Origin of the sequence: Sphingomonas segetis (assembly GCF_009720245.1) — a bacterium.
GTDB lineage: Bacteria > Pseudomonadota > Alphaproteobacteria > Sphingomonadales > Sphingomonadaceae > Sphingomicrobium > Sphingomicrobium segetis.
The window spans coordinates 1-23,194 of the sequence record NZ_WJSQ01000028.1 but is presented as its reverse complement, the minus strand read 5'-3'; the positions used below and the strand labels follow the sequence as shown (position 1 = coordinate 23,194).

Genomic DNA, 23,194 nt, shown 5'->3' with positions numbered 1-23,194 from the left:
CGTGCGGCCCCTGTCGGTACGGTAGCGGTCGAACCAGGCGAGGATCGCGCTCGCCTTGGCCGCGGCCTGGCTCGGCCGCGCGGCGATCCCGCCGTGGCTGGCGCCCGGCACTTTGACGAAGGCGGTCGGCACGCCGCGCAGCTGCAGCGCTTCGTAATATTGCTCGGCCTCGCTGTCCGGCGTCCGGTAATCCTCGCTTCCAACGACGACGAGCGTCGGAGTCTTGACGTTGCCGACGAGGCTCAAGGGCGAGCGCTGCCAATAGCCCATCGGGTCTTCCCACGGCTTCTTCGCGAACCAGTAGGGGGAATAATAGGGCGCGCCGTCGCTGGTCAGCACGAAGCTCGCCCAGTCGATCACCGGCTTCTGCGTCGCCGCGGCGCGGAAGCGGTCGGTCTTGCCAACGATCCAGGCGGTGAGCACGCCGCCGCCCGATCCGCCGGTGACGAACAGGTTGTTCGGATCGACGTGCCCGGTCGCGATCGCGGCATCGACCGCGCTCATCAGATCGTCATAGTCGTGGCCGGGATAGGCCTTGTCGATCTGGTTGGCGAACTCCTCGCCGTAGGAGGTCGAGCCGCGCGGGTTGGTGTAGAGGACGATGTATCCGTCTGCGGCATAGAGCTGGTCGTCGGTCGAGAAGCTCGGCCCGTAGGCGGCGAACGGCCCGCCGTGGATCTCCAGGATCAGCGGGTATTTCTTCGCCGGGTCGAAGTCGGCCGGAGTGACCATCCACGCGTCGATCGGGCGCTGGTCGTAACTCGAGGTGACCGGCAGCTTCTGGACCTGCGCCAGCGCCTTTGACCCGAGGTGCTCGTTGAGGTGGGTGAGCTGCCTGACGGTGCTCCCGGTGACGACGGAGATGTCGGACGGGTGCAGCGGGTCGCCGGTCGTGATGGCGATGGTGCCGCTCTTGCGCGCGACGTCGAACTCTCCGCCGGCATAGGGCCGGTCGAGGCCGCCGCCATTGAGGCCGGTCGCGACTTCGTGGATCGACCCGTCGAGGCCGACGCGCTCGACCTTGTTGGTGCCGCGGTCTTCGACCTGGACGTAGACCGAGCGGCTGTCGGGCGCCCACACGGGGCTTGCGACCGAGCGGTCGAGGCTGGCGGTCAGCACACGCTTGCCCGAGCCGTCGAGGCTCATCACCGACAGCTGCGTGTTCTGGTAGCCCAGCTTCTTGTCGTCATAGCCGATGTAGGCGACGTAGCGTCCGTCGGGCGACACGGCCGGCGCGGCATCGGGCCCGTCACGGCTGGTGAGCGCGACCGGCGCGCCGCCGCCGATGCCGATGCGGTAAATCTCGCTGTTGACCGGCTCGCGCTCCCAGTTCTTCGAGAGGTTGCCGCTGAACAGGATCGAGCGGCCGTCGGGAGTCCAGCTGACGGGACCGCCGGCATGGGTTGCGCCGAAGGTCAGCTGGGTCGGAGCGCCGCCGTCGGCCGGCACCCAGAAGAGCTGGTAAAAGCCCGGCTTGAGATAGCCTTCATCGTCGGTGCGGTAGGTGACCGCGTCGATGACTTGCAGCGGGTCGGCCCACTTGGCGCCCTCTGGTTTCGGCGGCACCTTGCCTAGTTTTGGTCCCTCGTCGGGGACGAACATGGTATAGGCGATGCGGCGGCCGTCGGGCGACCAGGCAATCGCACCCGGGCTGTCGGGCAGGCCGGTGATCCGCGCGCTCTCGCCGCTCACCATCCAGCGCACGTGGAGCTGAGGGCTACCGCCGTCGGTTGCGACATAAGCGAGGCGCGTTCCGTCCGGCGACCAGCGCGGCGAGAAGTAGGAGCCGGAGCCGGCGAGCAGAGGCCGCTGTTGGCCGCTTGCGACGTCGACCAGCCAGATCGTCGGACGCGCCTTGTCGGTCATGATGTCGTTCGACTTGCGGACGTAGGCGATGGTCTTGCCGTCCGGGCTGATCTCGGGATCGCTCGCCTGCTCCAGGTTGAACAGGTCCGCGCCGGTGAAAGTGCGCGTCGGGCCGGTGGCGGGTGCCGCGGCAACAGGCGCGCTTGGGGCGGTCGCGGCGAACAGCAGGACGAGCGGAGCAAGCGAACGGAATCGAGTCACGGAATAGGTCCCCTCCGGAATTTGGTGCCGGACAATTGAACTTTCCGGCGAGTGCCGCAAGCCGCACAGTCGTTAAACCAGCTCGTTGACAGTTACGACTGCCGGGTGCATTATAAACCACATGGTTGAACAACGACTCGACACCACCTTCCGCGCGCTGGCGGACCCGACCCGCCGGGGGATGCTCGCGAGCCTTGCGCTCGGCGACAAATCGATCGGCGAGCTGGGGGAGCCGTTCGCGATGAGCTTCGCGGGCGCGGCCAAGCATGTGAAGGTGCTCGAGAGCGCCGGGCTGATCGAGCGGTGCAAAGCGGGGCGCAGGCAGATTTGCGCGCTCCGGCCCGAACCGCTCCGCGAGGCCGAGGCGTGGCTCAAGCAATGGGAGAAGTTCTGGTCCGTCCGTCTCGACCGGCTCGAGGCGGCGATCGATCGCGACAAGAAGGAGAATCCAAATGACTGAAGCACAGATCCAGATCGCAGCTCCGGTTCGGCGCGTCGCGGACGATGCGATCCGTCTGGAGCGCTTGCTCGAAGCTCCGGTCGAGACCGTCTGGCGCTATCTCACCGAGGCCGAGCTGCGCCGTCAGTGGTTCATGGGCGGCACCGACGCGCGGGCGGACGGCGAGTTCGAGCTGATCGTGGACCACGACAATCTGTCGGAAGACGAGGTTCCCTATCCCGAGAGTTACGCGGCATCCAAAGGCGTGCGGTTCAGCGAGAAGGTGCTTCGGTTCGAGCCGCCGCGGCTGCTCGAAACAACCTTCGCGGGCGGCAAGAACGGCATCGTCACCTATGAGCTTCACCCGGAGGGAGACCGCACGCGCCTGGTGCTGACCCACAGCGGGATCGTCAGCCCGGTCGGCGCGCAGGATTTCGGCAGCGGCTGGACTTCGCACCTCACGGTCCTCCAGGAGCGCCTCGCCGGCCGCGGCGTCAAGGATTTCTGGGCGCTCCACGCGCAGTCGCGGGAAGCGGTCAGGAAAGCACTCGGCCTGGACGCTTGACGTGGCGGGGACCTGCTGTGTTATATGGATAATACAGGAGGTCCCCATGAACCGCTCCGCATTTCTCTTGCTCGTGCCGTTGCTCGCCGCGTGCAACGTCCATTCGAAAAACCCGCCGGACGGCAACGAGAATGTCAGCATCCACGCCGACGACAGCGGCCATATCGCCTTCAATCTCCCGATCGCCGAGGGGAAGGTGAAGGTGCCGGCGGGCATGATGCGCAACGGCAATTTCGATATCGACGGAGTGAAGCTGATGCCCGGCAGCTCGGTCACGGGGTTCAACGTCAACGCCGGCAAGCAAGGCGCGACGGTCGACATGAGCTTCAGCGCCCCCGCGTCGCCCGACGAGGTGCGTTCCTACTTCCTCGGCCAGTTCAAGGAGCAGGGCGTAGAGGCGGCGCTCGCGGGCGATTCGGTCACCGGAAAATCGAAGGACGGGAGCCCCTTCCTCATCCACGTCAGCCCAGGCCCGAACGGCGCGAAGGGCATTATTTCCATCCAGTCGAAGGGTTGAAAAAAGGGCCGGGAGTTTCCTCCCGACCCTTGCATTGGCTTGCGTCCTATTCCCCTGCCGGAGCGTCGCCGCTGGCCTTTTTCCTGGCGGGCGCTTTCGCCTTAGCCTTGGGCTTCCCTCTCGCCGCCTTGGGCGGGGCCGGGACGATCTCGAAGCTCGGCGCATTGTCCTTGATCCGGACCTTGACCTCGCCGCCGTTGACCAGCTTGCCGAACAATAGCTCCTCGGCGAGCGGCTGCTTGATTTTCTCCTGGACCAGGCGGCCCATCGGCCGCGCGCCGTAGAGCTTGTCGTAGCCGCGGCTGGTCAGCCACTCGCGCGCCTCCTCGTCGAGCTCGATGTGCACGTTGCGGTCGGCGAGCTGCAGCTCGAGCTGGAGGATGAACTTGTCGACCACGCGCGCGACCACCGCCGGCGGCAGGTAGCTGAACGGGACAATCGCATCGAGCCGGTTGCGGAACTCCGGTGTGAACATCTTCTTGACCGCATCCTCCTGAGCGTCCTCGCGCGTCGCCGCGCCGAACCCGATGCTCTCGCGCGCCATGTCGGCGGCGCCGGCGTTGGTCGTCATGATCAGGATGCAGTTGCGGAAGTCGACCGTCTTGCCGTGGTGGTCGGTCAGCTTGCCGTGGTCCATCACCTGCAACAGGATGTTGAACAGGTCCGGGTGCGCCTTCTCGATCTCGTCGAGCAGGAGCACCGAGTGCGGGTGCTGGTCGACGGCGTCGGTCAGCAACCCACCCTGGTCGTAGCCGACATAGCCGGGAGGCGCGCCGATCAGCCGGCTGACCGCGTGGCGCTCCATATATTCGGACATGTCGAAGCGCTGCAGCGGGATACCCATGATCGACGCGAGCTGGCGCGCGACCTCGGTCTTGCCGACGCCGGTGGGGCCCGAGAACAGATAATTGCCGATCGGCTTGTCAGGATCGCGAAGCCCAGCGCGCGACAGCTTCATCGCCGAAGCGAGCTTCTCGATCGCGAGGTCCTGGCCGAACACGACCCGCTTCAAATCGGCATCGAGATGCTCGAGCGCCTGCTTGTCGTCGGCGCTGACCGATTTGGGCGGGATCCGCGCCATGGTCGCGACCACCGCTTCGATTTCCTTGGGCGTGATGACCTTCTTGCGGCGGCTCGGCGGCACCAGCATCTGCATCGCGCCGACCTCGTCGATCACGTCGATAGCCTTGTCGGGCAGCTTGCGGTCGTGGATGTAGCGCGCCGACAGCTCGACCGCCGACTTGATCGCGTCCGGCGTGTAGCGGACGTTGTGGTGGCCCTCGAACGACGAGCGCAGGCCGGCGATGATCTTGATCGTGTCCTCGATCGTCGGCTCGTTGACGTCGATCTTCTGGAACCGGCGCAGAAGCGCGCGGTCCTTTTCGAAATGGTTGCGGAACTCCTTGTAGGTGGTGGAGCCGATGCAGCGGATGGCGCCGTTCGACAGCGCCGGCTTGAGGAGGTTCGATGCGTCCATCGCGCCGCCGGAAGTGGCGCCGGCCCCGATCACGGTGTGGATCTCGTCGATGAAGAGGATCGCGTTGGGGAGCTTTTCGAGCTCGGACACCACGGACTTGAGCCGCTCTTCGAAATCGCCGCGATAGCGGGTGCCGGCGAGCAGGGCGCCCATGTCGAGCGCGTAGATGATCGCGCCCTTGAGCACCTCGGGAACATCGCCTTCGACGATCTTGCGCGCGAGGCCTTCGGCGATCGCGGTCTTCCCGACGCCGGGATCGCCGACGTAGAGCGGGTTGTTCTTCGACCGCCTGCACAGGATCTGCACCGTCCGGTCGACTTCCGGCATGCGGCCGATCAGCGGGTCGACCTTGCCGGCCCTGGCCTTCTCGTTGAGGTCGACGGTGAACTGCTTGAGCGCGGATTCCTTCTTCCCGCTGTCCTTCTCGCTTTTCTCCTCGGCCCCCTCGGGCGCGCGCGGCTCGGCGGCCGCCTCGCCCTTGCCGACGCCGTGGCTGATGTAGGTCACGGCATCGAGCCGGCTCATGTCCTGCTGCTGGAGGAAATAGACGGCGTAGCTCTCGCGCTCGGAGAAGAGGGCGACGAGCACGTTGGCGCCCGTGACCTCGTCGCGGCCCGACGACTGGACGTGCAGGATCGCGCGCTGGACGACGCGCTGGAAGCCGCTGGTCGGAGTCGGGTCGGTGGCGCTGTCGGCGACCAGGGCTCCAAGCTCGTTGTCGAGATATTGCTTGACCGACGTGCGCAGCTCGTCGCGGCTCACGCCGCAGGCGGTCATCACTTTGGACGCATGCTCGTCGTCGACGAGCGCGATCAGCAGATGTTCGAGGGTCGCATACTCGTGCCGGCGCTTGCTGGCCTCTCCCAAAGCATTGTGGAGGGTTTGTTCGAGTTCGCGAGCGAAACTAGGCATTTAGACAGATACTCCCGCTCCCGCAGGGAAGCCCACGGGCTTTGAATCGAATGTCATACGCCGGAACGCGGCAATCAAGTGCCGTTTCCCGGCTTTTCCCCAGATTATCGCCTTGCGAGCTGTTGGCACGCTGAATGAGACCGTCATGCATCAGTCGCATGACGCCGACGCTCATGATTTCTTGAACAGCTCTTCCGCCGCTGAGCGGTGGTGTTGCGCCCGCTGCATGTGGTCCTCGACGCGGGCGATTTCAACGTTGAGCGCCTCGACGCGCGCCTTCAGCTCCTCGATTGACAGGGGATCGAGATCCTGTTTCGCAAGCGCCACGAGCGGGTCGTCGGGCTTGCTTGGGAAAAGCTCGTCCAAATCCACGGCAGAATCGTTGACCCATGGACGGCGCAAGTCAATAAGCCGCGCCTGGTGAGCAGCTCACTTCCCTCCTCGATGACGGCGGTCGTCGCGCCGCCGCCCGATACCGGCAACGAGCTGCTGATCGTGGAACGGCCAGTGCCCCGGCCGGGGTCAGGCGAGGTGCTGGTCAGGGTCGCCGCGGCGGGCGTCAACCGGCCCGACATCCTCCAGAGCAAGGGACTTTACCCGCCACCTCCGGGCGCTCCCGATATTCTCGGGCTGGAGATAGCGGGAAAGGTTGTCGACGGCCCCGAAGAACTCATGGGCCGCAACGTCTGCGCGCTGGTCGCGGGCGGCGGCTATGCCGAATATTGCCCGGCGCCGATCGGCACCTGCCTGTTCGTTCCCGACGCGATTTCGCTGCTTGAAGCCGCCGCGATGCCGGAGACGCTCTTCACCGTCTGGGTCAATCTGTTCGAGCGCGGCTTCGCGGCGGACGGGGACTGGGTGCTGGTCCACGGCGGCACCAGCGGAATCGGGACGATGGCGATCGCGCTCGGGCGGCTGTTCGGGCTCAAATTGATCGTGACTTGCGGAACGGACGAGAAGTGCGCGCGAGCTCGCGAGCTCGGGGCGGCGGCGGCGATCAACTATCGCGAGCAGGATTTCGTCGAGGAGGTCCACCGAGTTACCGCACGGGCGGGGGTGAACGTGGTCGTCGACATGGTCGGCGGCGATTATGTGCCGCGCAACCTTGCCTGCCTGGCGAAGGAGGGGCGGCACGTGTCGATCGCCGTCCAACGCGGCCCGACGGCGGAGATCGCGTTGTTCGACATCATGCGGCGCCGGCTGACTTTGACCGGGTCGACGCTCCGTTCCCGGTCGATCGAGTTCAAAACCATGGTCGCCGACGAGATGGCACGAGCGGTGTGGCCCTATGTCGAGGGCGGCAGGCTCAAACCGGTGATCGACAGCAGCTTTCCGCTTGTACAGGCAAACGCGGCGCACGAGCGGATGGAAAGTGGCGAACATGTCGGCAAGATCGTGCTGGAGGTGAGCCCGTGATCCTCCACGAGGATCCGCGGTCGCTCAATTGCTACAAGATCCGGCTCACCGCATCGCATCTGGGACTCGCGATGGAGCGGCGCTTCTACGATATCATGAAGGGCGAAACGCGCACGCCCGAGTTTCTCGCCGAGATCAGCGCGAACGGCCGGATTCCAGTCCTGCAGGATGGCGACCGTTTTCTCCCCGAAAGCAACGCGGCATGTTTCTATCTCGCCGATGGCTCGGCGTTGGTCCCGATCGAGCGGTTCGAACGCGCCGACATGCTGCGCTGGATGTTCTGGGAGCAATACAATCACGAGCCCAATGTCGCAGCAGTGCGCGCGTGGCTGACCATCGTTGGCGTGGACGCGCTGAGCGATGCGCAGCGGCTGATGCTGCCGGTCAAGCGCGAGGCCGGCGAGGCCGCGCTGGCACTGATGGACCGGCATCTGACTGGCCGCGACTGGTTCGTCGGCGATTGCATGAGCCTCGCCGACATCTGTCTGTTCCCCTACACCAGCGTTGCCGATGGCGGCGGGTTCGAGCTCGGCCGTTACCCGGCAGTCGGCGCCTGGCTCGCCCGGGTCGCCGCGCAACCGAATCACCTGCCGATCGACTGAACCGCCCTTGCGGTGCGCAGCCCGCAGGTTTAGATGCGCGCTTCGCTGTTGGCCGCTCCGGGAAGGGGCGGCCGTTATTGTTTATGGAGACTCAAAAGTGGCCCAGCCGCTCATGCCCCATGCGACCGCTGCGTGGCTGGTCGAGAATACGTCGCTGACGTTCGACCAGATCGCGGAGTTTTGCGGCCTGCACATCCTCGAGGTCCAGGCGATCGCGGACGATACCGCCGCGACCAAGCTGACCGGCCGTGACCCGATCCGCGCCGGCGAGTTGACTCACGAGGAAATCGTGAAGGGGCAGAACGATCCCGACCACAAGCTCCAGATGCACAAAGCGCCGGAAGAGGTCCGCCGCACCCGCGGGCCGCGCTACACGCCGGTTTCCAAGCGCCAGGACAAGCCCGACGGGATCGCCTGGATCATCAAGAATCATCCGGACGTCACCGACGGCCAGATCAGCAAGCTGATCGGCACCACGCGCACCACCATTGCCGCAATCCGCGACCGGACACACTGGAACATGGCGAACATCACGCCGAAGGACCCGGTCACGCTCGGGCTGACGACGCAGCGCGAGCTCGATGCGGCGGTTGCCAAGGCTGCGAAGGCGGCCGGCGTTGCGGCGCCGGTGGACACGCGTTTCGAGGGCGACCGCGAGGCCCTGATCGAGGAGCTTCGGCGCGAGCGCGAACAGCACGTCCGCGACGCGGAGGCGGCGCTCGCCGAGGCTGGCGACGAGGAACTCCGGGACGAGATCTTCCCCGGCATCCGCGACCCGTTCACCAACCGCCCGAGCGAATAGCCGTTCGCTTGATTTGAACGGCCCCGCGGCTCACACTTAGGCTCATGGCCACTGCCGAGACGAGCAACGTCGATCAGCTTAGCTTCGAGGATGCGCTGAAGCGGCTCGAGGAGATCGTGCGCACGCTGGAGAAAGGCGAGGCGCCGCTCGACCAGTCGATCGAGCTCTACCAGGAAGGCGATAAGCTTCGCCGCCATTGCGAGGCGCGGCTCAAGGACGCGCAGGCGCGCATCGAGCAGATCGCATTCGGAAGCGACGGCAAGCCGGCCGGTCTCAAGCCGTTCGATGCCGGTTGAAACGATCGACCGGCTCGCGCACGAGCTCGAGGCAGAGGCGAAAACCCTCTCGGCCGACATCGACCGATTCTTCGCGCAGCTCCTCGCCCCCCCGGGCGACAGCCGCGCGCTGTTTTACGAGGCGATGAGGCACGCCGCGATCGGCGGCGGCAAGCGCCTTCGTCCTCTGCTTACCATGGCCGCATCGCGTCTGTTCGCGATCGACCGCGAACGCGCGCTGCGCGTCGGCTGCGCGATCGAGGCGATCCACGTCTATTCGCTGATCCACGACGACCTGCCGTGCATGGACGATGCCGAGCTTCGGCGCGGCAAGGCGACGGTGCACAAGGCCTTCGGCGAGGCGGCGGCGGTGCTCGCCGGCGACAGCCTGCACGCGCTCGCGTTCGAAATCCTCGCGCATCGGGCGACTCACGACGATCCTTGGGTGCGCTCGGACCTGGTCCTCGAGCTGGCACGGGCGGCCGGGCCGAACGGCATGGCCGGCGGGCAGATGATGGACCTCGCGGCCGAGGGGCAGGAGCTGGACCTCGCCTCGATCACCCGGCTGCAGCAGCTCAAGACCGGCGCGCTGATCGAATATTCGGTCGAGGCGGCGTGCATCATGAACAAGACTCCGCCGGACGCTCGGACCCCCTATCGCGGCTACGCACGCAACATCGGCCTTGCATTCCAGATCGCCGACGACCTCATCGACCATAGCGGCGATGAGGCTGCAGCCGGCAAACCCACCGGGCGCGACGCCAACGCGGGCAAGGCCACCTTCGTCTCGCTGCTCGGCGAGGAGCGGGCGCGCCAGCAGGCCGACTACCTCGTCAACCAGGCGATCGAGCATCTGTCGGGCCACGGCCGCGAAGCCGACCTGCTGCGCGCCATCGCCCGCTTCGCGATAGAAAGAGACCATTGATGAAAGTGGCGGTCTATCCAGGGACGTTCGATCCGCTCACGCTCGGCCACGTCGACATCATCCGGCGCGGCGCGCACCTCGTCGACAAGCTGGTGGTCGGCGTGACCACGAACCCGTCGAAAGAGCCGATGTTCTCCGTGGCCGAGCGCCTCGAGATGGTTCGGCGCGAGATCGCGGAAATCCCCGGCAACATCGACGTGGTGGAGTTTGATTCGCTGCTGATGGAGTTCGCGGAAGAGCAGGGCGCCACCGCCATTCTGCGTGGGCTCAGGGCCGTCGCGGATTTCGAATATGAGTTCCAGATGGCGGGGATGAACCAGCAGCTCAATGACGATATCGAAACCGTCTTCCTGATGGCGGATGTCTCGCTCCAGCCGATCGCGTCCAAGCTGGTCAAGGAGATCGCGCGCTACGGCGGTTCGATCGATAAATTCGTTCCGTCCGCCGTGGCCGAGGACGTGCGCCGGCACCTGGGCGCCGGTTCACGCTGAAGTCAGGGCCTGGGGCGCAGCACAAACATACAGGTTCGGGGAGGGAAATGATCGTCAAGGCTCTGTTCTCGGCTCCGCTCGCCGCATTGTTGATGGCTGCCGCGCCGGCACCGATGGCGGCGCCCAGCATCGCGCCGCCCGCGGAGGTGGCCGCCAATCCGGCCAATCATTGGTTCCTCGACCTGTCGAACGGCGGCACGGTCGAGATCGTGCTGCGGCCGGATCTTGCGCCGCACCATATCGAGCGCATCCAGACTCTCGTCCGTCGAGGCTTCTATAACGGCCTCACCTTCCATCGCGTCATGCCCGGCTTCATGGCACAGGGCGGCGATCCGAAGGGAACGGGCGAAGGCGGTTCCGAGCTTCCCGACCTCAAGGCGGAGTTCACCCCCGTGCCGTTCCTTCGTGGCACCGTCGGCGCCGCCCGCGCCGAGACCGACGACAGTGCCAACAGCCAGTTCTTCATCATGTTTGTGCCCAATGCCGAGCTCGACGGACGCTACACTGTCATCGGACGCGTCGTGAAAGGCATGGACGCAGTCGACAGGATCGAGCGCGGCGAGCCGCCGGCCAACCCGACCAAAATTGTGAAGGCCTATTTGGGCGGCTAAGCGCGCCCGCGTGCGCCTGTCCGATTTCGACTTCGACCTCCCCCCCGATCGGATCGCGCTTCGCCCTGCGCGGCCGCGCGACAGCGCCCGGCTGCTGCTGGTCGAGGGAAGCGCCATCTCCGACCATAAAATGCTCGAACTCCCCGACCTGCTCCGCCCGGGCGACGTGCTCGTCTTCAACGACACCAAGGTGATCCCTGCCCAGCTCGAGGGCCGGCGGGGCGAGGCGAGCATCGGCGCCACCCTGCACAAGCGCGAGGGCCCGCGCGAATGGCAGGCGTTCCTGCGCAACGCCAAGCGGGCGCGGGTCGGCGACACGATCGATTTCGGCGAAGGCGTGGCGGCTTCTGTCGTCGAGAAAGCGGAGGACGGATCGGCGCTTCTGCACTTCCACGGCGAGGAGCCGGTCGAGCTGCTGCTCGAGCGTGCCGGGCGGATGCCGCTGCCGCCCTATATCGCCTCGCGTCGCGACGTGGATGAGGCGGACCGCGAGGACTACCAGACGATGTTCGCGCGCGAGGAGGGGGCGGTCGCCGCGCCGACGGCGGCGCTGCACTTCACGCCGCGGCTACTCGACGCGCTCGAAGCGAACGGAATCGGCCGCGAAACGCTGACGCTCCACGTCGGCGCGGGCACATTCCTGCCGGTCAAGAGCGAGCGGATCGAGGAGCATAAGATGCACGCCGAATGGGGCCGCATCGATGCCGCGACGGCGGCTCGGCTGAATGCCGTCCGACGCTCCGGCGGCCGGCTGATCTCGGTCGGGACGACCAGCCTGCGCCTGCTCGAAAGCGCCGCCGGCGACGACGGGATCATCCGCCCCTTTGAGGGCGACACGTCCATCTTCATCACCCCCGGCTACCGCTTCAGGGCGATCGACGGGCTGATCACCAACTTCCACCTGCCGCGCTCGACCCTGTTCATGCTGGTCAGCGCGCTGATGAGCCTCGAGGTGATGAAGTCGGCCTACGCCCACGCCATCGACGTGGGCTACCGCTTCTACTCCTACGGCGATGCGAGCCTGCTGCTTCCGGCCCGGACTACTCCCGCGGCTGCAGCCACTGGCCGAGGTCGCGGCCGATGAGCGCGCCGAGCTTGTCGACCTCCTCCTGGAAATGGGCCTTGATCTCGCGCTGGACCGCAAGGGGGATGGGCCGCTTCTCGTCGGGCACCCTGTTCCAGTGGAGGAGGCGCTTGCGGAGCGACATGGAGGGCATTGCGGCAGCGCTGCCGATCTGCTTGCTCGCCGCTTTGTCGAAGCGGGCGCGGTGCCGCATGCTCGCGAAATAGGGCAGCAGGAACCGCGGCGGGCGCTTGAGCAGCTTCTGGAGATAGATCGAGCGCACCGCTTTGCCCTCGCGTTCGGGCTTCATCTCGGGCGCCGGCATGGCCCGCAGGCCGGCGAACTCGAGCAAGTTGCGATGCTGTCCCTGCGGGTCGGCGACGAGGTCGTCGAAGACCATCACCAGGCACCGCTCCTTGCCCACGGCCTGGAACAGCCGCTCGACATAGGTCCCGTAGCGCGCCGCTTCGTCATAGCGCAGCCAGCGCGGCTCGATCGCGCTCCACGGGATTCGGCGGCCGGCCGCCCGGTCGGGCACGGCGGCCCACGCGTCCTCGAAGCGGCGGATATTCTCGTCGCCGGTGAAGATCAGCCGCTTGTGAAGCGACGGGAGCAGGGTCAGCGGGTCGCGCACGCCGACGACGAAACGCGAGTTGGGCCACAGCTTCAGCACCGGCTCGAGCTGCTCGGGCGTATAAAGGTAGGACACCGAGGAATCGGCGCCGATGCCCTGCTCGCCCTCGGGCTTCGTGAAGAAATGGTCGAGATAGTCGTGCTCGATGCGCCGCCTGAGCTCGGGTTCGTCGAGAGGCCGCAGGTCGTGCTGCGAGAAGTAGTGCGGCTCCTTCACGAAGGGGAAAAGGATTTGCGGGTGCGCCTGGAGCCAGCGCGCCATGGTGGTGGTGCCGCAGCGCGGCGCTCCGACGATGAACACAAAGCTGTGGATGTCTTCGATACGCGGCATCCGGCGAGCACCTAGCGGGAATCGAGGTTGCGGCAAATGGACGGGCCGCTAAGCGCCTGCGCGTGACCCGTTTCTCCTTTTCGATCTCGGCCACCGACGGTGCTGCACGAACGGGCAGCATCGCGATGGAGCCGGGAGAGATCCGCACGCCCGCGTTCATGCCGGTGGGGACCGCAGCCACGGTGAAGGCGATGCGGCCGGAGGAAGTGCTCGCGAGCGGCGCCGACATCATCCTCGGCAACACTTATCACCTGATGCTCCGCCCGGGCGCAGAGCGGGTGGCGAAGCTCGGCGGGCTGCACGAGTTCATGGGCTGGGAGCGGCCGATCCTGACCGACAGCGGCGGCTATCAGGTGATGAGCCTCAGCGACCTGACGAAGGTCACGGAAGAGGGGGTGTCTTTCGCCAGCCATCTCGACGGGTCGCGGCACATGCTTTCGCCCGAACGGTCGGTCGAGGTTCAGCGGCTGCTTGGCTCCGACATTCTCATGCAATTCGACCAGCTGGTGCCGACCACGTCGACCGCCGAGGCGCAGCGCGAGGCGATGGAGCGCTCGATCCGCTGGGCGAAGCGCAGTCGCGAGGAATTCGACCGCGGCGGCGACCATGCCGAGCGCTCGGCGATCCTCGGGATCCAGCAGGGCGCGCTCGACGAGCAGCTCCGCCGCGCCTCGGCCGAGGCGCTGATCGATATCGGCTTCGATGGCTACGCGGTCGGCGGGCTGGCGGTCGGGGAGGGGCAGGAGGCGATGCTCGGCTGCCTCGATTTCGCGGTCGACATGCTTCCACGCGACAAGCCGCGCTATCTGATGGGCGTCGGCAAGCCCGACGACATTGTCGAGGCGGTGGTTCGCGGCATCGACATGTTCGACTGCGTGCTTCCGACCCGCTCCGGCCGCACCGGCCAGGCGTTCACCGCCGCCGGGCCGCTCAACCTGCGAAACGCGCGGTTCGCGGAGGACCGGGAGCCTATCGAGCCTGGCTGCCCATGCCCCGCCTGCACGAGCTTCAGCCGCGCCTACATCCACCATCTGGTGAAATCCGGCGAAATCCTCGGCGCTATGCTGATGACCCAGCACAATCTGTGGTTCTACCAGCGGCTGATGCACGGCCTGCGCGATGCGATTGCGGGGCGGCGGCTGGACGCGTTCGCCGTGGAGTTTTTGGGGCGGTACAGGCGTTCCCCGGCGTAGGCCGGGGCCCAGGGCGCTGTGTCAGCAGCGCTTTCGCGCTCCTGGGCCCCGGCCTACGCCGGGGTACAGTTCAGATCGCGTCGTCCTTCACCGCTTCCGTTTCATCGACCGGTTGCAGCTTGTCCTCCGTCCTCAACGCGAAGTCGCTCGCGTCGTGGCGCTCGTGGAGCTGCTCCGACGGGTCGCCGGTGAGCTTGTTGACGATCCGGCCGCGCTTCACTGCCGGGCGGGCGTCGATCTGCTTCGCCCAGCGCATCACATGTTCATATTCGTGGGTCGCGAGGAAGCTGTCCGCGCCCTCGTAGCTGCGGCCGAGCGCGACGCCGCCGTACCAGGGCCAGATGGCGATGTCGGCGACTGTGTAATCGGGGCCTGCGATAAACTCGCTCTCCGCAAGGCGGCGGTTGAGCACGTCGAACTGCCGCTTGGCCTCCATCGAATAGCGGTTGATCGGATATTCCAACTTCTCCGGCGCGTAGGCGAAGAAATGGCCGAAGCCGCCGCCGAGGAAGGGCGCGCTGCCCATCTGCCAGAACAGCCAGGAAAGGGCCTCCGCGCGCCCGGGGCCCGATGTCGGCAGGAATTCACCGAACTTCTCGGCGAGATAAACGAGGATGGCGCCGCTTTCGAACACCCGCACCGGCTCGCGGCCGCTGCGGTCGAGGAGCGCGGGGATCTTGCTGTTGGGGTTCACCGCGACGAAGCCGCTTCCGAACTGGTCACCATCGCCGATGCGGATTGGCCAGGCATCATATTCGGCGTCAGAATGCCCCTTTTCGAGCAGCTCCTCGAACATGATCGAGACCTTCTGCCCGTTGGGCGTCGCGAGCGAGTAGAGCTGGAACGGGTGCTTGCCGGCCGGAAGCTCCTCGTTGTGTGTCGGGCCGGCGACGGGGCGGTTGACGTTGGCGAACTGCCCGCCGCTCGGCTGGTCCCAGGTCCACACTTTCGGAAGCACATAATCGCTCATGCTCGATCCCTTTCCTGTCCGGGACCGCAGCTAGGAATGCGCCGGAGCGCTTTCCAGTGTCAGGACTGTGACTAGTCGGCGCTTACCGACAGGAAGCTCGGCAGCGGGCCGTTCCACTCGCTCTTGATGTCCTCGAGCACCGGCGACGGCTTGGACGGCTGCTCGGGCTCGGCTTTGGCCGCACGTTTCTGCTTCGCCGGCGAAACGGGACGCGTTCTCTCCGCCTTCGCCGGCTTTGGTCGTGCGGCTTTGTCGGACTTCGCCGGTTCGGCCGCCGCTTTTTCGACGCTTGCCGGCACCTCCGACGGCTTGCCGCCGGCCCGTGGAATCTTGTGGCCGATCAGCTTCTCGATGCGGCCGATGGCTTCGGAATCCTCACGCGTGGCGAGCGTGATGGCGATCCCGGTCAGCCCCGCGCGGCCGGTGCGGCCGATGCGGTGGATGTAGTCGTCGGGCTGCCACGGAACGTCGAAGTTGATGACATGGCTGACGCCTTTGACGTCGAGCCCGCGGGCGGCGACGTCCGAGGCGACCAGGATCGTGATCTCGTCATTCTTGAACCGGTCGAACTCGGCGATGCGGTCGGACTGGTCCATGTCGCCCTGGATCTGCCCGGCCGCGAATCCCGAGCGCTTGAGGCTGGAGGCAAGCTCGCGAACGGTTGTCTTGCGGTTGGCGAAGACGATCGCGTTCTTGAATTCCTCGTGGCGCAGGATGCCGCGAAGCGCATCCTTCTTCTTGTCGGCGCGAACCTCGACCAGGCGCTGCTCGATATTGACGTTCGCCGTCGCCGGCCGCGCGACCTCGACGGTCTTGGGGTCGGAGAGGAATTTCTGCGACAGCTTCTGGATCGGCGGCGGCATGGTCGCCGAGAACAGCAGCGTCTGACGGTCCTTGGGGAGCTTGGCGCAGATTTCCTCGATATCGGGGATGAATCCCATGTCGAGCATCCGGTCGGCCTCGTCGATCACCAGCAGCTTGCAATCGTTGAGCATGATCTTGCCGCGGCCGAACAGATCCATCAGACGACCCGGAGTCGCGATCAGCACGTCGACGCCTTTCTCGAGCGCCTTGATCTGGTCGCCCATCTGCACGCCGCCCATCAGCAGCGCCATCGAGAGCGGGTGGTACTTGCCGTATTTCTCGAAATTCTCCGCCACCTGCATCGCCAGCTCGCGGGTCGGCTCGAGGATCAACGAGCGCGGCATGCGCGCGCGGCTGCGCCCCTGGTGCAGGATGTCGATCATGGGCAGGACGAAACCGGCGGTCTTGCCGGTCCCGGTCTGGGCGATTCCGACCAGGTCCTTGCCCATCAGCACCGACGGGATGGCCGCGCTCTGAATCGGGGTCGGCTCGCCATAGCCGCTGTCCGCGACCGAGCGGAGCAATTCGTCGGAAAGGCCGAGATCGGCAAAAGTCATTGATTCTCCAAGTGAAGGATGGGCACGCAACGACCGTCGCCGGCGCGTCGACCGGACTGTGCGAAGCCCCAGAAGTTGTCAAGCAACCTACTTGTCACGAAATGTGGGTGTTCGGCAGCCCGATTCCAAGGCTAATCGCGCAACTTGGGAACCAGCTGCCTGAAGCGCTCGATCGTGCAGCTCCCGCCCGTCCGCACATGGATGGCGTCGCGGCCGGCGCAGAGCTGATCGTCCTGCGGCTGGAGATAGAAGCCCTTGTAGAAATCCAGCGCCGGGCAGTCTTCCTCGAGCTCCGCGCGCATCCGCCTCGGCCGCTCGGCAAGTACGAAGTCGACCTGCTGCGGACCCGACAGGAGAGCGCCGCGGATGGCGTTCGCGGGAATGCACTTCGGCCCCTTGCGCTCGCGCCATTCAAACTGCGGCGACATCGGTCGCGGGCGGATGGGCACCTTGAGGATCACCTGGTCCTCGACCACGAGCCGGGTGACCGACTGGCCCATGACTCCGGGCTGCGCGGCGAACAGCCCGAGCAACAGCGGCACGAACGCGAGGACCGTCCCCGGAATCATCTGCACCCCACCGCCATTCCAGGCGCTTCGCAGCGAGGCGTTGAATGTTCAATGAACTGAGAGGCGTGCCAGCCTGGCGTGCCGACCCCGCTTGCCTAACGAGAACAAGGCCAATAGAGGCGCCTCGACCGATTAGCCGGCGGGCTGGCGCGAGCGCGGCCATAAGTCCGGGCCCCAGGAGAAGAATTTCGATGGCGACCGCCGCCCCGACCCAGAACCTGCCCTTGTTCTACAATGCCCTCGAACCGCTCAACGCGACGCAGCACGGCAAGATGAAGGTGCGAACCATCCTGCGCATGGCGCAGGTCGGGCACACCCACGCGATCCCCGTGACGGTCGACGAGTTCACGCTCGTGCAGCGGCACTATCCGATCGTCTTTTCCGTCGGCGACAACCCGATCCCGATCGCGCTGATGGGCCTCAACGAAGGCGTGAACGTGTTCCTCGACGAGGACGGTCGGCCGCTCGACGCCAATGCCTATATTCCCGCCTATATCCGCCGCTACCCGTTCCTGCTGGCGCGGCTTCGGCCCGACAGCGACGAGCTTTCCCTGTGCTTCGACCCGACCGCCAGTGCGGTCGGCGATTTCGACGAGGGCCAGACCCTGTTCGACGGCGACCAGCCGAGCGACGCGACCAAGGCGATCCTCCAGTTCTGCGAGCAGTTCGAGGCCGCCGGCCAGCGCACCGCGGCGTTCGTCGAGGAACTGACCAAGGCCGACCTGATGATGGACGGCGAAGTCGCGATCCAGCCCGAGGGCTTCCAGCAGCCGTTCATCTACCGCGGCTTCCGAATGGTCGACGAGGAGAAGATCAGGAACCTGCGCGGCGACGAGCTGAGGAAGCTCAACCAGAACGGCATCCTGCCGCTGATCTACGCCCACCTCTTTTCGCTGTCGGAGATGCGCGCCGTGTTCGCCAGGCAGATGCAGCAGGGCAAGTCGCCCGCGCAGATGCCGCAGCCGGCGCCGGCGAGCGTCTGAGCTTCGGAGTAACACCTCACTGCTCGACCGGCGCGACAGCGCCAAGCAGGTTCCGGCCTTCCGCTCCTGCGGAAGGTGGGGACCTGCTTTACGCCGTGGTTTCCCTACCGATTTGCCGATGGTAGGCTCGCGGCGCCCGCGTTAGGCATCTGTGCGATGCCGTGGTTTCCCTACCGATTTGCCGATGGTAGGCTGCAACTTCCGCGACCAACGCGGCAACATCGGCCGTGGTTTCCCTACCGATTTGCCGATGGTAGGCTACGGTCGTTCCGCAGACGATGACGGGATGGGCCGTGGTTTCCCTACCGATTTGCCGATGGTAGGCTCTAAGCCGTGCGGGAACATCATCTTGATCCGCCGTGGTTTCCCTACCGATTTGCCGATGGTAGGCTGGGTCGCGGAGAAGTGACTGGAACTGCTGTGATTTCCACCGCCTGATTGCGGTCGAAATCACAGCAGAACCATCTGCGAAGCGCCGATCTCTTCCGTTTTCGGCGCGGTTCCGAGCAGCAATTCCATCCGTCCATATTGCTTGTCCGTCACCTGAAGCGTCCTGACGCTGCCTTCCTTCGGCAGGCTCGCGCGCACCCGCTTCACATGCTTGTCCACAGCATCCTGCCCCCGGCAAACGCGCGCGTAAACCGACAATTGCAGCATCATATAGCCATCCTTCTTCAGGAACTGGCGGAAACGGGTCGCGTGCCGGCGCTGCGGTTTCGTGCGCACCGGCAGGTCGAAGAAAACCATGAGCCACATATAGCGGACCTCTTCCGCGTCCACCGGTCACACCCGCTTGGCCAACGGCAGCGCGGGTGTCTGGAGAAGAGGAGCGCTCGCCCCATCGATCGCCCTCACCAGGCTCGCCGCGACGGCTTCGGTGGCGGCGAGAACGGTCATGCGCTCCTCGCCCAGAGAGACGCTTTCGTTCAATATGCCGGCCATGTGCCGGCGATCCTCGACGTCGAGTTCATCCTGCTCCACCTCCTGGGCGCGGCGGCGGGCCAGGCGATCGACGCATGGGCGGAACGGTTCGAGCAGATCGTCGACCAGGTTGAAGGCGTTGGCGCGCGAGCAATGGTGGAAGCCGAATGCGGGAAGCAGGCCGGAGGCCGCGCACGCTCGCGCGAGCGCCGCCCGGACGACCGCGTAACCGTAGTTGAGAAGGCCGTTGCGCCGGTCTTCGTGATGCCGTTTGAAGCCGTCGAACAGCCGCGGCCAGTATGCCCGCGCCGCCTGCGCCTCCAGATTGTCGGGATCGCCTGAGCCGACCCGCCCGGCCATTGCCGATAGCGCCTGGGCTTCGTCGCTGCCGATGGCACGCAGCACGGCGGCCTGATTCTCGATTTTGGCGACCACAAGCTTCTGCCAGAGCCGCTTCTTCAGCGGCTGGCTGGCGGCGATCTGCGAATGGGCAATGCCGGATTGGAGAGGGTGTTGGTGGAAGGACAGCAGCATCCCCGCGGGATGATGCTTCGCGTCGGGCACGATTAGAGCGACTCCGTTCTCGGCGAGCGCGCTCAGCAGGGAACCGGTGAGCGTGACCTGCGGCGTATCGAGGATGATCCAGGCGACGTCCTCGACCGGAAAGCTGACCCCTTCGCCTTCTTCGGGGGCGAAGACGATCTGGCTTCTGCGATTGCTCAGCCGGCCGGGGCTGGAGACGTGCAAGCCTCGCCATGCCATGTGCGGACCTCTTGCTTTACCTCGGCACGCCGGCCGAACCGGTCCACGTTGTACTTCTTTATGGTTAACAGGGTTGGCGTTATTATACTTGACATACCCACGGTAGGAGCGTAGGTCTGTTTCCACAGAGGGAAACGATCATGACTAGCGCACTTTCAGCCCCGCACTTTCACGACGAAGCCGCCGCTTTCGATTACGTCGAAAAGCGCGTGTGGCCGAACGGTCCTGTCTGCCCGCATTGCGGTGGCGTGGCGCGCATCAGCAAGATGCAGGGCAAGTCCACTCGGCAGGGCCTCTACAAGTGCTACCAGTGCCGCAAGCCCTTCACTGTTCGCATGGGAACCATCTTCGAGAGTTCGCATGTGCCGCTGCATATCTGGCTTCAGGCGATGTATCTGATCGCGGGCAGCAAGAAGGGCATTAGCTCTAACCAGCTTCACCGCACCCTTGGCGTCACTCTCAAGACCGCCTGGTTCATGTCGCACCGCATCCGCGAGGCGATGCGTTCGGGCGACCTCGCGCCCATGACTGGCGTTGTGGAAGTCGATGAAACCTACATCGGCAATCTTCCCGGCCAGTCTGGTCGCGGCGGCGCGCAGCACAAGATGAAGGTGCTTTCGCTGGTGAGCCGTGGCGGCGAAGCGCGTTCGGTCAAGGTCGATTACGTCACCACCAAGGAAGTGCTGCCGATCCTACAGGCCAACATCGCCCGCGAGGCGCACGTTATGACCGACGAGCATCGCATCTATCGCGGGCTCAACGCTCACTTCGCGCAGCACTCGGCGGTGCGTCACCAGTTCGGCGAGTACGTTGTCGGCATGGCGTACACCAACACCATCGAAGGCTATTTCAGCATCTTCAAGCGCGGCATGCGTGGCGTCTATCAGTGGTGCGCCGAGAAGCACCTTCACCGTTACCTTGCCGAGTTTGATTTCCGCTATTCCAACCGTCAGGCGCTTGGATGCAATGACAGCGATCGCGCTGATCGTCTGCTAAAGGGTATCGTTGGCAAGCGTCTGACCTATCAAAGGGCTTGTATCTGATGCCCAAGAAAAAGCCGGGAATGACGCCCGAGGAACAGAAGAAAGCGTTTCGCGCGAAGGTTCGCGAAATGATCGACGCTGGCGAACTAAGCCCCATCGACGCCGACGCGGCGCTCGACGCCCTTGTGCGGAAGGGTGCGAAAGATGCCGACACTGGACACAGGGGTTGCAGCGACTAAGTTGGAGAAGCCGAATTTCTCGGCCTGATAAGTCGAAGGCGGCCCCGCTAGGAGCCGCCTTCCTCTTGTCCCAGGGGGATGTGCGTCAAGCGCAGTGATCGTTTCCCTGAGCGCGCAAGCGGGCATATAGTAAGTGGCGTTGACAAATGCAAGCTCTTTTTGAATCCGGTGAACAAAGCATTAATGCGTTCGTGGCCACAATAAGTAAGCCTCGACTTTCCAAGTACCTTCAAGAATCCAAGGGCGATCTGAAGGTAGCCTTATTGCTTTACCACTGGAACTCCCAACTGTCGCAGGCGCTATACTTGCCCCTTCAGAGCTGGGAGATAGCTTTACGTAACAAGTTGAACGAGTTCTTTTGCTACAAATACAACCAAAATTGGCCATATGAGCAGCGCGCAAGACGTAACCTGAACCATAAGGATCTGAAACGGCTGACCGATACCATTGCCCGGCAGACGCTCCAGCGCAACGGCGCTCAACCAACGACCAACCAAGTGGTTGCCGACCTTAGTGCGGGTTTCTGGGTTTCGCAGCTCGGCGCTGGTTACGCGATCCCTTACGGTTGGCATGGCCCGAATTTGAAGTTCCGCATATTCCCCAACGACCATGACCTAACGCGGCAAGATGCGGCGGATATGTGCGACGGCTTGCTCGACCTCCGTAACCGGGTGGCGCACCACGAGCCGATATTTCATTTGAGCTTGGAAGACCTGCGCGCTGACTTGGACGATGTGCTGAATGGGCTCTGCGCGAGCACCTCCGCATACATGAAGTCAGCTTGTTCGTTCAGCCAAGTTTGGGCCGGCAAACCGGCGTAATTGCCGATTCACAAGCGAAGGCGGCGATGCTATAAGCACCGCCGCCGGTTAGAGCTCCTAGCCCGCATCGAGGTCGCCGCCCTGGCCGGGGTTTGGCGGCCTCTCTTTTTGCCCTGCCCCGCACGCGGGCCTTACGAGACAGGCTGCTATCTTCTCCTAAACATCTCTCACCTCCTGTCCGACGTTCTAGCGGATGGGGTGGTGGCAGTCGGACGATTAGGTTCGGAAAAGGTCGGAAACCTAGGTCGGAAACCGGTTTCCGACCTATTTTTCTATTGTTTGCCAAAGCTTTCTGGCGCGCTCGCGGACTTGCGTCTCTCCGGCCGTGTGCCCGTTCGCGGAAAGCCAATCGTGCATGGCCTTCTCGATGTCCGCCTGCCGTTTGGGCTGTAGATCGCCACCATAAAGCTGGCGGGCCATTTCGTTCAGCAAGTCTTCCCAGAAGGCTTTGGGGGGCCTCGCGCTCGCGCTTCAGCGCGTCCTCATAGAGCGCCCGTAAGCTCGGCGATCTTTCCTTGTCTGGCTCATCCCCCGCCATACCAGAGGCATATCACGGCCTTTGGGTATGGGAAATATAACAACGCCGGGAAATTCCTTGGACGAAGTCCACTGATACAGAGGTTTCTCTGTTGGGAATCCCCCGTCGGGCGACCGACGGGGTTTTCTTACTCAGCCGCCGTCGCGAACTGGCGGCCGAGCAGCGCCTCGCCAAGCTCGACCGCAAGAGTCTCGATGAACGCCGCGACGCGGTCGAACCCGGGTCCGGGCTCGCGCAGCGCTTCGTCGAGATAGAAGCGGCGATCGACCTCGAGTTGAAGCGCCTGGACGCTCCGTCCCGGATACGCATGGCGGTCGATCACATGGCCGCCGGCGAACGGGTCGTTGAGTCCCGCTTCGAAGCCGCAGCTGCGCGCGATCTCGATCGCATCGCGGCTCACCCAGGCGTCGGCGGTGCGGCCGCGGCAATCGCCGAAGACGATCGGCGGCGCTCCGCCCGGGGGCGGCGGCATCGAATGGCAATCGATCAGCAGCGCGCATCCGAAGCGGTCGAGCAGGAGCGATAGCTGCTCCTCGATCGCCCGGTGGTACGGCCGGTGCGCCTGATCGAGCCGGTCGAGCAGCTGCATCGGGGTGATCGGCCGCCGCCACAGGTAACCGTGCTGCTGGGTCCGCGACGGGACGATTCCGAGGCCGCCGCGGGCCCGC

27 protein-coding genes and 1 CRISPR repeat array are annotated in these 23,194 nt (G+C 65.1%); of the genes, 16 read left to right on the top strand and 11 right to left on the bottom strand.

The window, feature by feature from the left end; genetic code table 11:
• The coding region (locus tag GH737_RS04610) for an alpha/beta hydrolase family protein (protein ID WP_155263686.1) at positions 1-2,067 on the bottom strand (2,067 nt) is incomplete at its 3' end.
• A 121-nt stretch (positions 2,068-2,188) separates the two neighbouring features.
• Here GH737_RS04610 and GH737_RS04605 point away from each other — a divergent pair.
• The 3 genes from GH737_RS04605 to GH737_RS04595 are packed head-to-tail and all read left to right on the top strand — an operon-like array spanning position 2,189 to position 3,588.
• Positions 2,189-2,527, top strand: a complete 339-nt coding sequence (locus GH737_RS04605; protein ID WP_155263685.1) for an ArsR/SmtB family transcription factor — start codon at positions 2,189-2,191, stop codon at positions 2,525-2,527.
• Positions 2,520-3,071, top strand: a complete 552-nt coding sequence (locus tag GH737_RS04600) for an SRPBCC family protein (RefSeq protein WP_155263684.1) — start codon at positions 2,520-2,522, stop codon at positions 3,069-3,071. The genes GH737_RS04605 and GH737_RS04600 overlap by 8 nt, the downstream gene beginning before the upstream one ends.
• 46 nt (positions 3,072-3,117) lie before the next feature.
• Positions 3,118-3,588: a hypothetical protein gene (locus GH737_RS04595; RefSeq protein WP_155263683.1), complete on the top strand. Its 471-nt coding sequence runs from the start codon at positions 3,118-3,120 to the stop codon at positions 3,586-3,588.
• Positions 3,589-3,634: 46 nt separating this feature from the next.
• On the opposite strand, the gene clpA is transcribed toward GH737_RS04595, so the two are convergent.
• Positions 3,635-5,977, bottom strand: coding sequence for an ATP-dependent Clp protease ATP-binding subunit ClpA (gene clpA, locus GH737_RS04590; RefSeq protein WP_155263682.1), 2,343 nt, complete (start codon positions 5,975-5,977; stop codon positions 3,635-3,637).
• Between the two features lie 171 nt (positions 5,978-6,148).
• Positions 6,149-6,349 carry a DUF1192 domain-containing protein gene (locus tag GH737_RS04585; protein ID WP_155263681.1) on the bottom strand — a complete coding sequence of 67 codons (201 nt, stop codon included), beginning with the start codon at positions 6,347-6,349 and terminating at the stop codon, positions 6,149-6,151.
• 72 nt (positions 6,350-6,421) lie between these two features.
• Between GH737_RS04585 and GH737_RS04580 the strand changes: the two genes are divergently transcribed.
• The 8 genes from GH737_RS04580 (at position 6,422) to queA (ending at position 12,183) form a co-directional block, all read left to right on the top strand.
• Positions 6,422-7,393: an NAD(P)H-quinone oxidoreductase gene (locus tag GH737_RS04580; RefSeq protein WP_155263687.1), complete on the top strand. Its 972-nt coding sequence runs from the start codon at positions 6,422-6,424 to the stop codon at positions 7,391-7,393.
• Entirely contained in the window at positions 7,390-7,995 is a 606-nt protein-coding gene (locus GH737_RS04575) for a glutathione S-transferase family protein (RefSeq protein WP_155263680.1), read from the top strand. Before GH737_RS04580 ends, GH737_RS04575 begins: the two co-directional genes overlap by 4 nt.
• A gap of 97 nt (positions 7,996-8,092) precedes the next feature.
• Entirely contained in the window at positions 8,093-8,797 is a 705-nt protein-coding gene (locus tag GH737_RS04570; RefSeq protein WP_155263679.1) for a DUF1013 domain-containing protein, read from the top strand.
• A gap of 44 nt (positions 8,798-8,841) precedes the next feature.
• Positions 8,842-9,093 (top strand): exodeoxyribonuclease VII small subunit, encoded by a 252-nt coding sequence (locus tag GH737_RS04565; RefSeq protein ID WP_155263678.1) that lies wholly within the window; start codon positions 8,842-8,844, stop codon positions 9,091-9,093.
• A complete protein-coding gene (locus GH737_RS04560; protein ID WP_155263677.1) occupies positions 9,083-9,997 on the top strand; it encodes a polyprenyl synthetase family protein in 915 nt (304 codons plus the stop codon). The genes GH737_RS04565 and GH737_RS04560 overlap by 11 nt, the downstream gene beginning before the upstream one ends.
• Positions 9,997-10,488: a pantetheine-phosphate adenylyltransferase gene (gene coaD, locus GH737_RS04555; protein WP_155263676.1), complete on the top strand. Its 492-nt coding sequence runs from the start codon at positions 9,997-9,999 to the stop codon at positions 10,486-10,488. The genes GH737_RS04560 and coaD overlap by 1 nt, the downstream gene beginning before the upstream one ends.
• A gap of 47 nt (positions 10,489-10,535) precedes the next feature.
• Entirely contained in the window at positions 10,536-11,099 is a 564-nt protein-coding gene (locus GH737_RS04550; RefSeq protein ID WP_155263675.1) for a peptidylprolyl isomerase, read from the top strand.
• A gap of 10 nt (positions 11,100-11,109) precedes the next feature.
• Positions 11,110-12,183: a tRNA preQ1(34) S-adenosylmethionine ribosyltransferase-isomerase QueA gene (gene queA / locus GH737_RS04545; protein WP_155263674.1), complete on the top strand. Its 1,074-nt coding sequence runs from the start codon at positions 11,110-11,112 to the stop codon at positions 12,181-12,183.
• On the opposite strand, the gene GH737_RS04540 is transcribed toward queA, so the two are convergent.
• Entirely contained in the window at positions 12,140-13,126 is a 987-nt protein-coding gene (locus GH737_RS04540; RefSeq protein ID WP_155263673.1) for a sulfotransferase family protein, read from the bottom strand. The genes queA and GH737_RS04540 overlap by 44 nt on opposite strands.
• 56 nt (positions 13,127-13,182) lie before the next feature.
• On the opposite strand from GH737_RS04540, the gene tgt reads away from it, so the two are divergent.
• Positions 13,183-14,319: a tRNA guanosine(34) transglycosylase Tgt gene (gene tgt / locus GH737_RS04535; RefSeq protein WP_155263672.1), complete on the top strand. Its 1,137-nt coding sequence runs from the start codon at positions 13,183-13,185 to the stop codon at positions 14,317-14,319.
• A 70-nt stretch (positions 14,320-14,389) separates the two neighbouring features.
• On the opposite strand, the gene yghU is transcribed toward tgt, so the two are convergent.
• The 3 genes from yghU to GH737_RS04520 all read right to left on the bottom strand — a co-directional run bounded on the left by yghU (position 14,390) and on the right by GH737_RS04520 (position 17,285).
• Entirely contained in the window at positions 14,390-15,289 is a 900-nt protein-coding gene (gene yghU, locus GH737_RS04530) for a glutathione-dependent disulfide-bond oxidoreductase (RefSeq protein ID WP_155263671.1), read from the bottom strand.
• Between the two features lie 71 nt (positions 15,290-15,360).
• A complete protein-coding gene (locus GH737_RS04525) occupies positions 15,361-16,710 on the bottom strand; it encodes a DEAD/DEAH box helicase (RefSeq protein ID WP_155263670.1) in 1,350 nt (449 codons plus the stop codon).
• 131 nt (positions 16,711-16,841) lie between these two features.
• A complete protein-coding gene (locus tag GH737_RS04520; RefSeq protein WP_155263669.1) occupies positions 16,842-17,285 on the bottom strand; it encodes a hypothetical protein in 444 nt (147 codons plus the stop codon).
• Between the two features lie 185 nt (positions 17,286-17,470).
• Between GH737_RS04520 and GH737_RS04515 the strand changes: the two genes are divergently transcribed.
• Entirely contained in the window at positions 17,471-18,262 is a 792-nt protein-coding gene (locus tag GH737_RS04515; RefSeq protein ID WP_155263668.1) for a SapC family protein, read from the top strand.
• 92 nt (positions 18,263-18,354) lie between these two features.
• Positions 18,355-18,654: direct repeats of the CRISPR family, unit length 36 nt; unit sequence GCCGTGGTTTCCCTACCGATTTGCCGATGGTAGGCT.
• Between the two features lie 58 nt (positions 18,655-18,712).
• Here GH737_RS04515 and cas2 read toward each other — a convergent pair.
• On the bottom strand, positions 18,713-19,042 hold the full coding sequence (gene cas2 / locus GH737_RS04510; RefSeq protein ID WP_155263667.1) for a CRISPR-associated endonuclease Cas2: 330 nt from the start codon (positions 19,040-19,042) through the stop codon (positions 18,713-18,715).
• A 3-nt stretch (positions 19,043-19,045) separates the two neighbouring features.
• Positions 19,046-20,071 carry a type II CRISPR-associated endonuclease Cas1 gene (gene cas1, locus GH737_RS04505; RefSeq protein ID WP_230558621.1) on the bottom strand — a complete coding sequence of 342 codons (1,026 nt, stop codon included), beginning with the start codon at positions 20,069-20,071 and terminating at the stop codon, positions 19,046-19,048.
• 14 nt (positions 20,072-20,085) lie between these two features.
• Here cas1 and GH737_RS04500 point away from each other — a divergent pair, with 14 nt between their 5' ends.
• The 3 genes from GH737_RS04500 to GH737_RS04490 all read left to right on the top strand — a co-directional run bounded on the left by GH737_RS04500 (position 20,086) and on the right by GH737_RS04490 (position 21,988).
• A complete protein-coding gene (locus tag GH737_RS04500) occupies positions 20,086-20,988 on the top strand; it encodes an IS1595 family transposase (RefSeq protein ID WP_155263665.1) in 903 nt (300 codons plus the stop codon).
• Complete coding sequence (locus GH737_RS04495; RefSeq protein ID WP_196232982.1) at positions 20,979-21,167, top strand: hypothetical protein; 189 nt, start codon at positions 20,979-20,981, stop codon at positions 21,165-21,167. The genes GH737_RS04500 and GH737_RS04495 overlap by 10 nt, the downstream gene beginning before the upstream one ends.
• 146 nt (positions 21,168-21,313) lie before the next feature.
• Entirely contained in the window at positions 21,314-21,988 is a 675-nt protein-coding gene (locus tag GH737_RS04490) for an Abi family protein (protein WP_155263663.1), read from the top strand.
• A gap of 264 nt (positions 21,989-22,252) precedes the next feature.
• Here GH737_RS04490 and GH737_RS15145 read toward each other — a convergent pair whose 3' ends face one another.
• Both GH737_RS15145 and GH737_RS04485 read right to left on the bottom strand, forming a co-directional pair.
• Positions 22,253-22,408: a hypothetical protein gene (locus GH737_RS15145; protein ID WP_196232981.1), complete on the bottom strand. Its 156-nt coding sequence runs from the start codon at positions 22,406-22,408 to the stop codon at positions 22,253-22,255.
• A 245-nt stretch (positions 22,409-22,653) separates the two neighbouring features.
• On the bottom strand, positions 22,654-23,194 hold a 541-nt coding region (locus GH737_RS04485), incomplete at its 5' end, for an N-formylglutamate amidohydrolase (protein WP_196232980.1).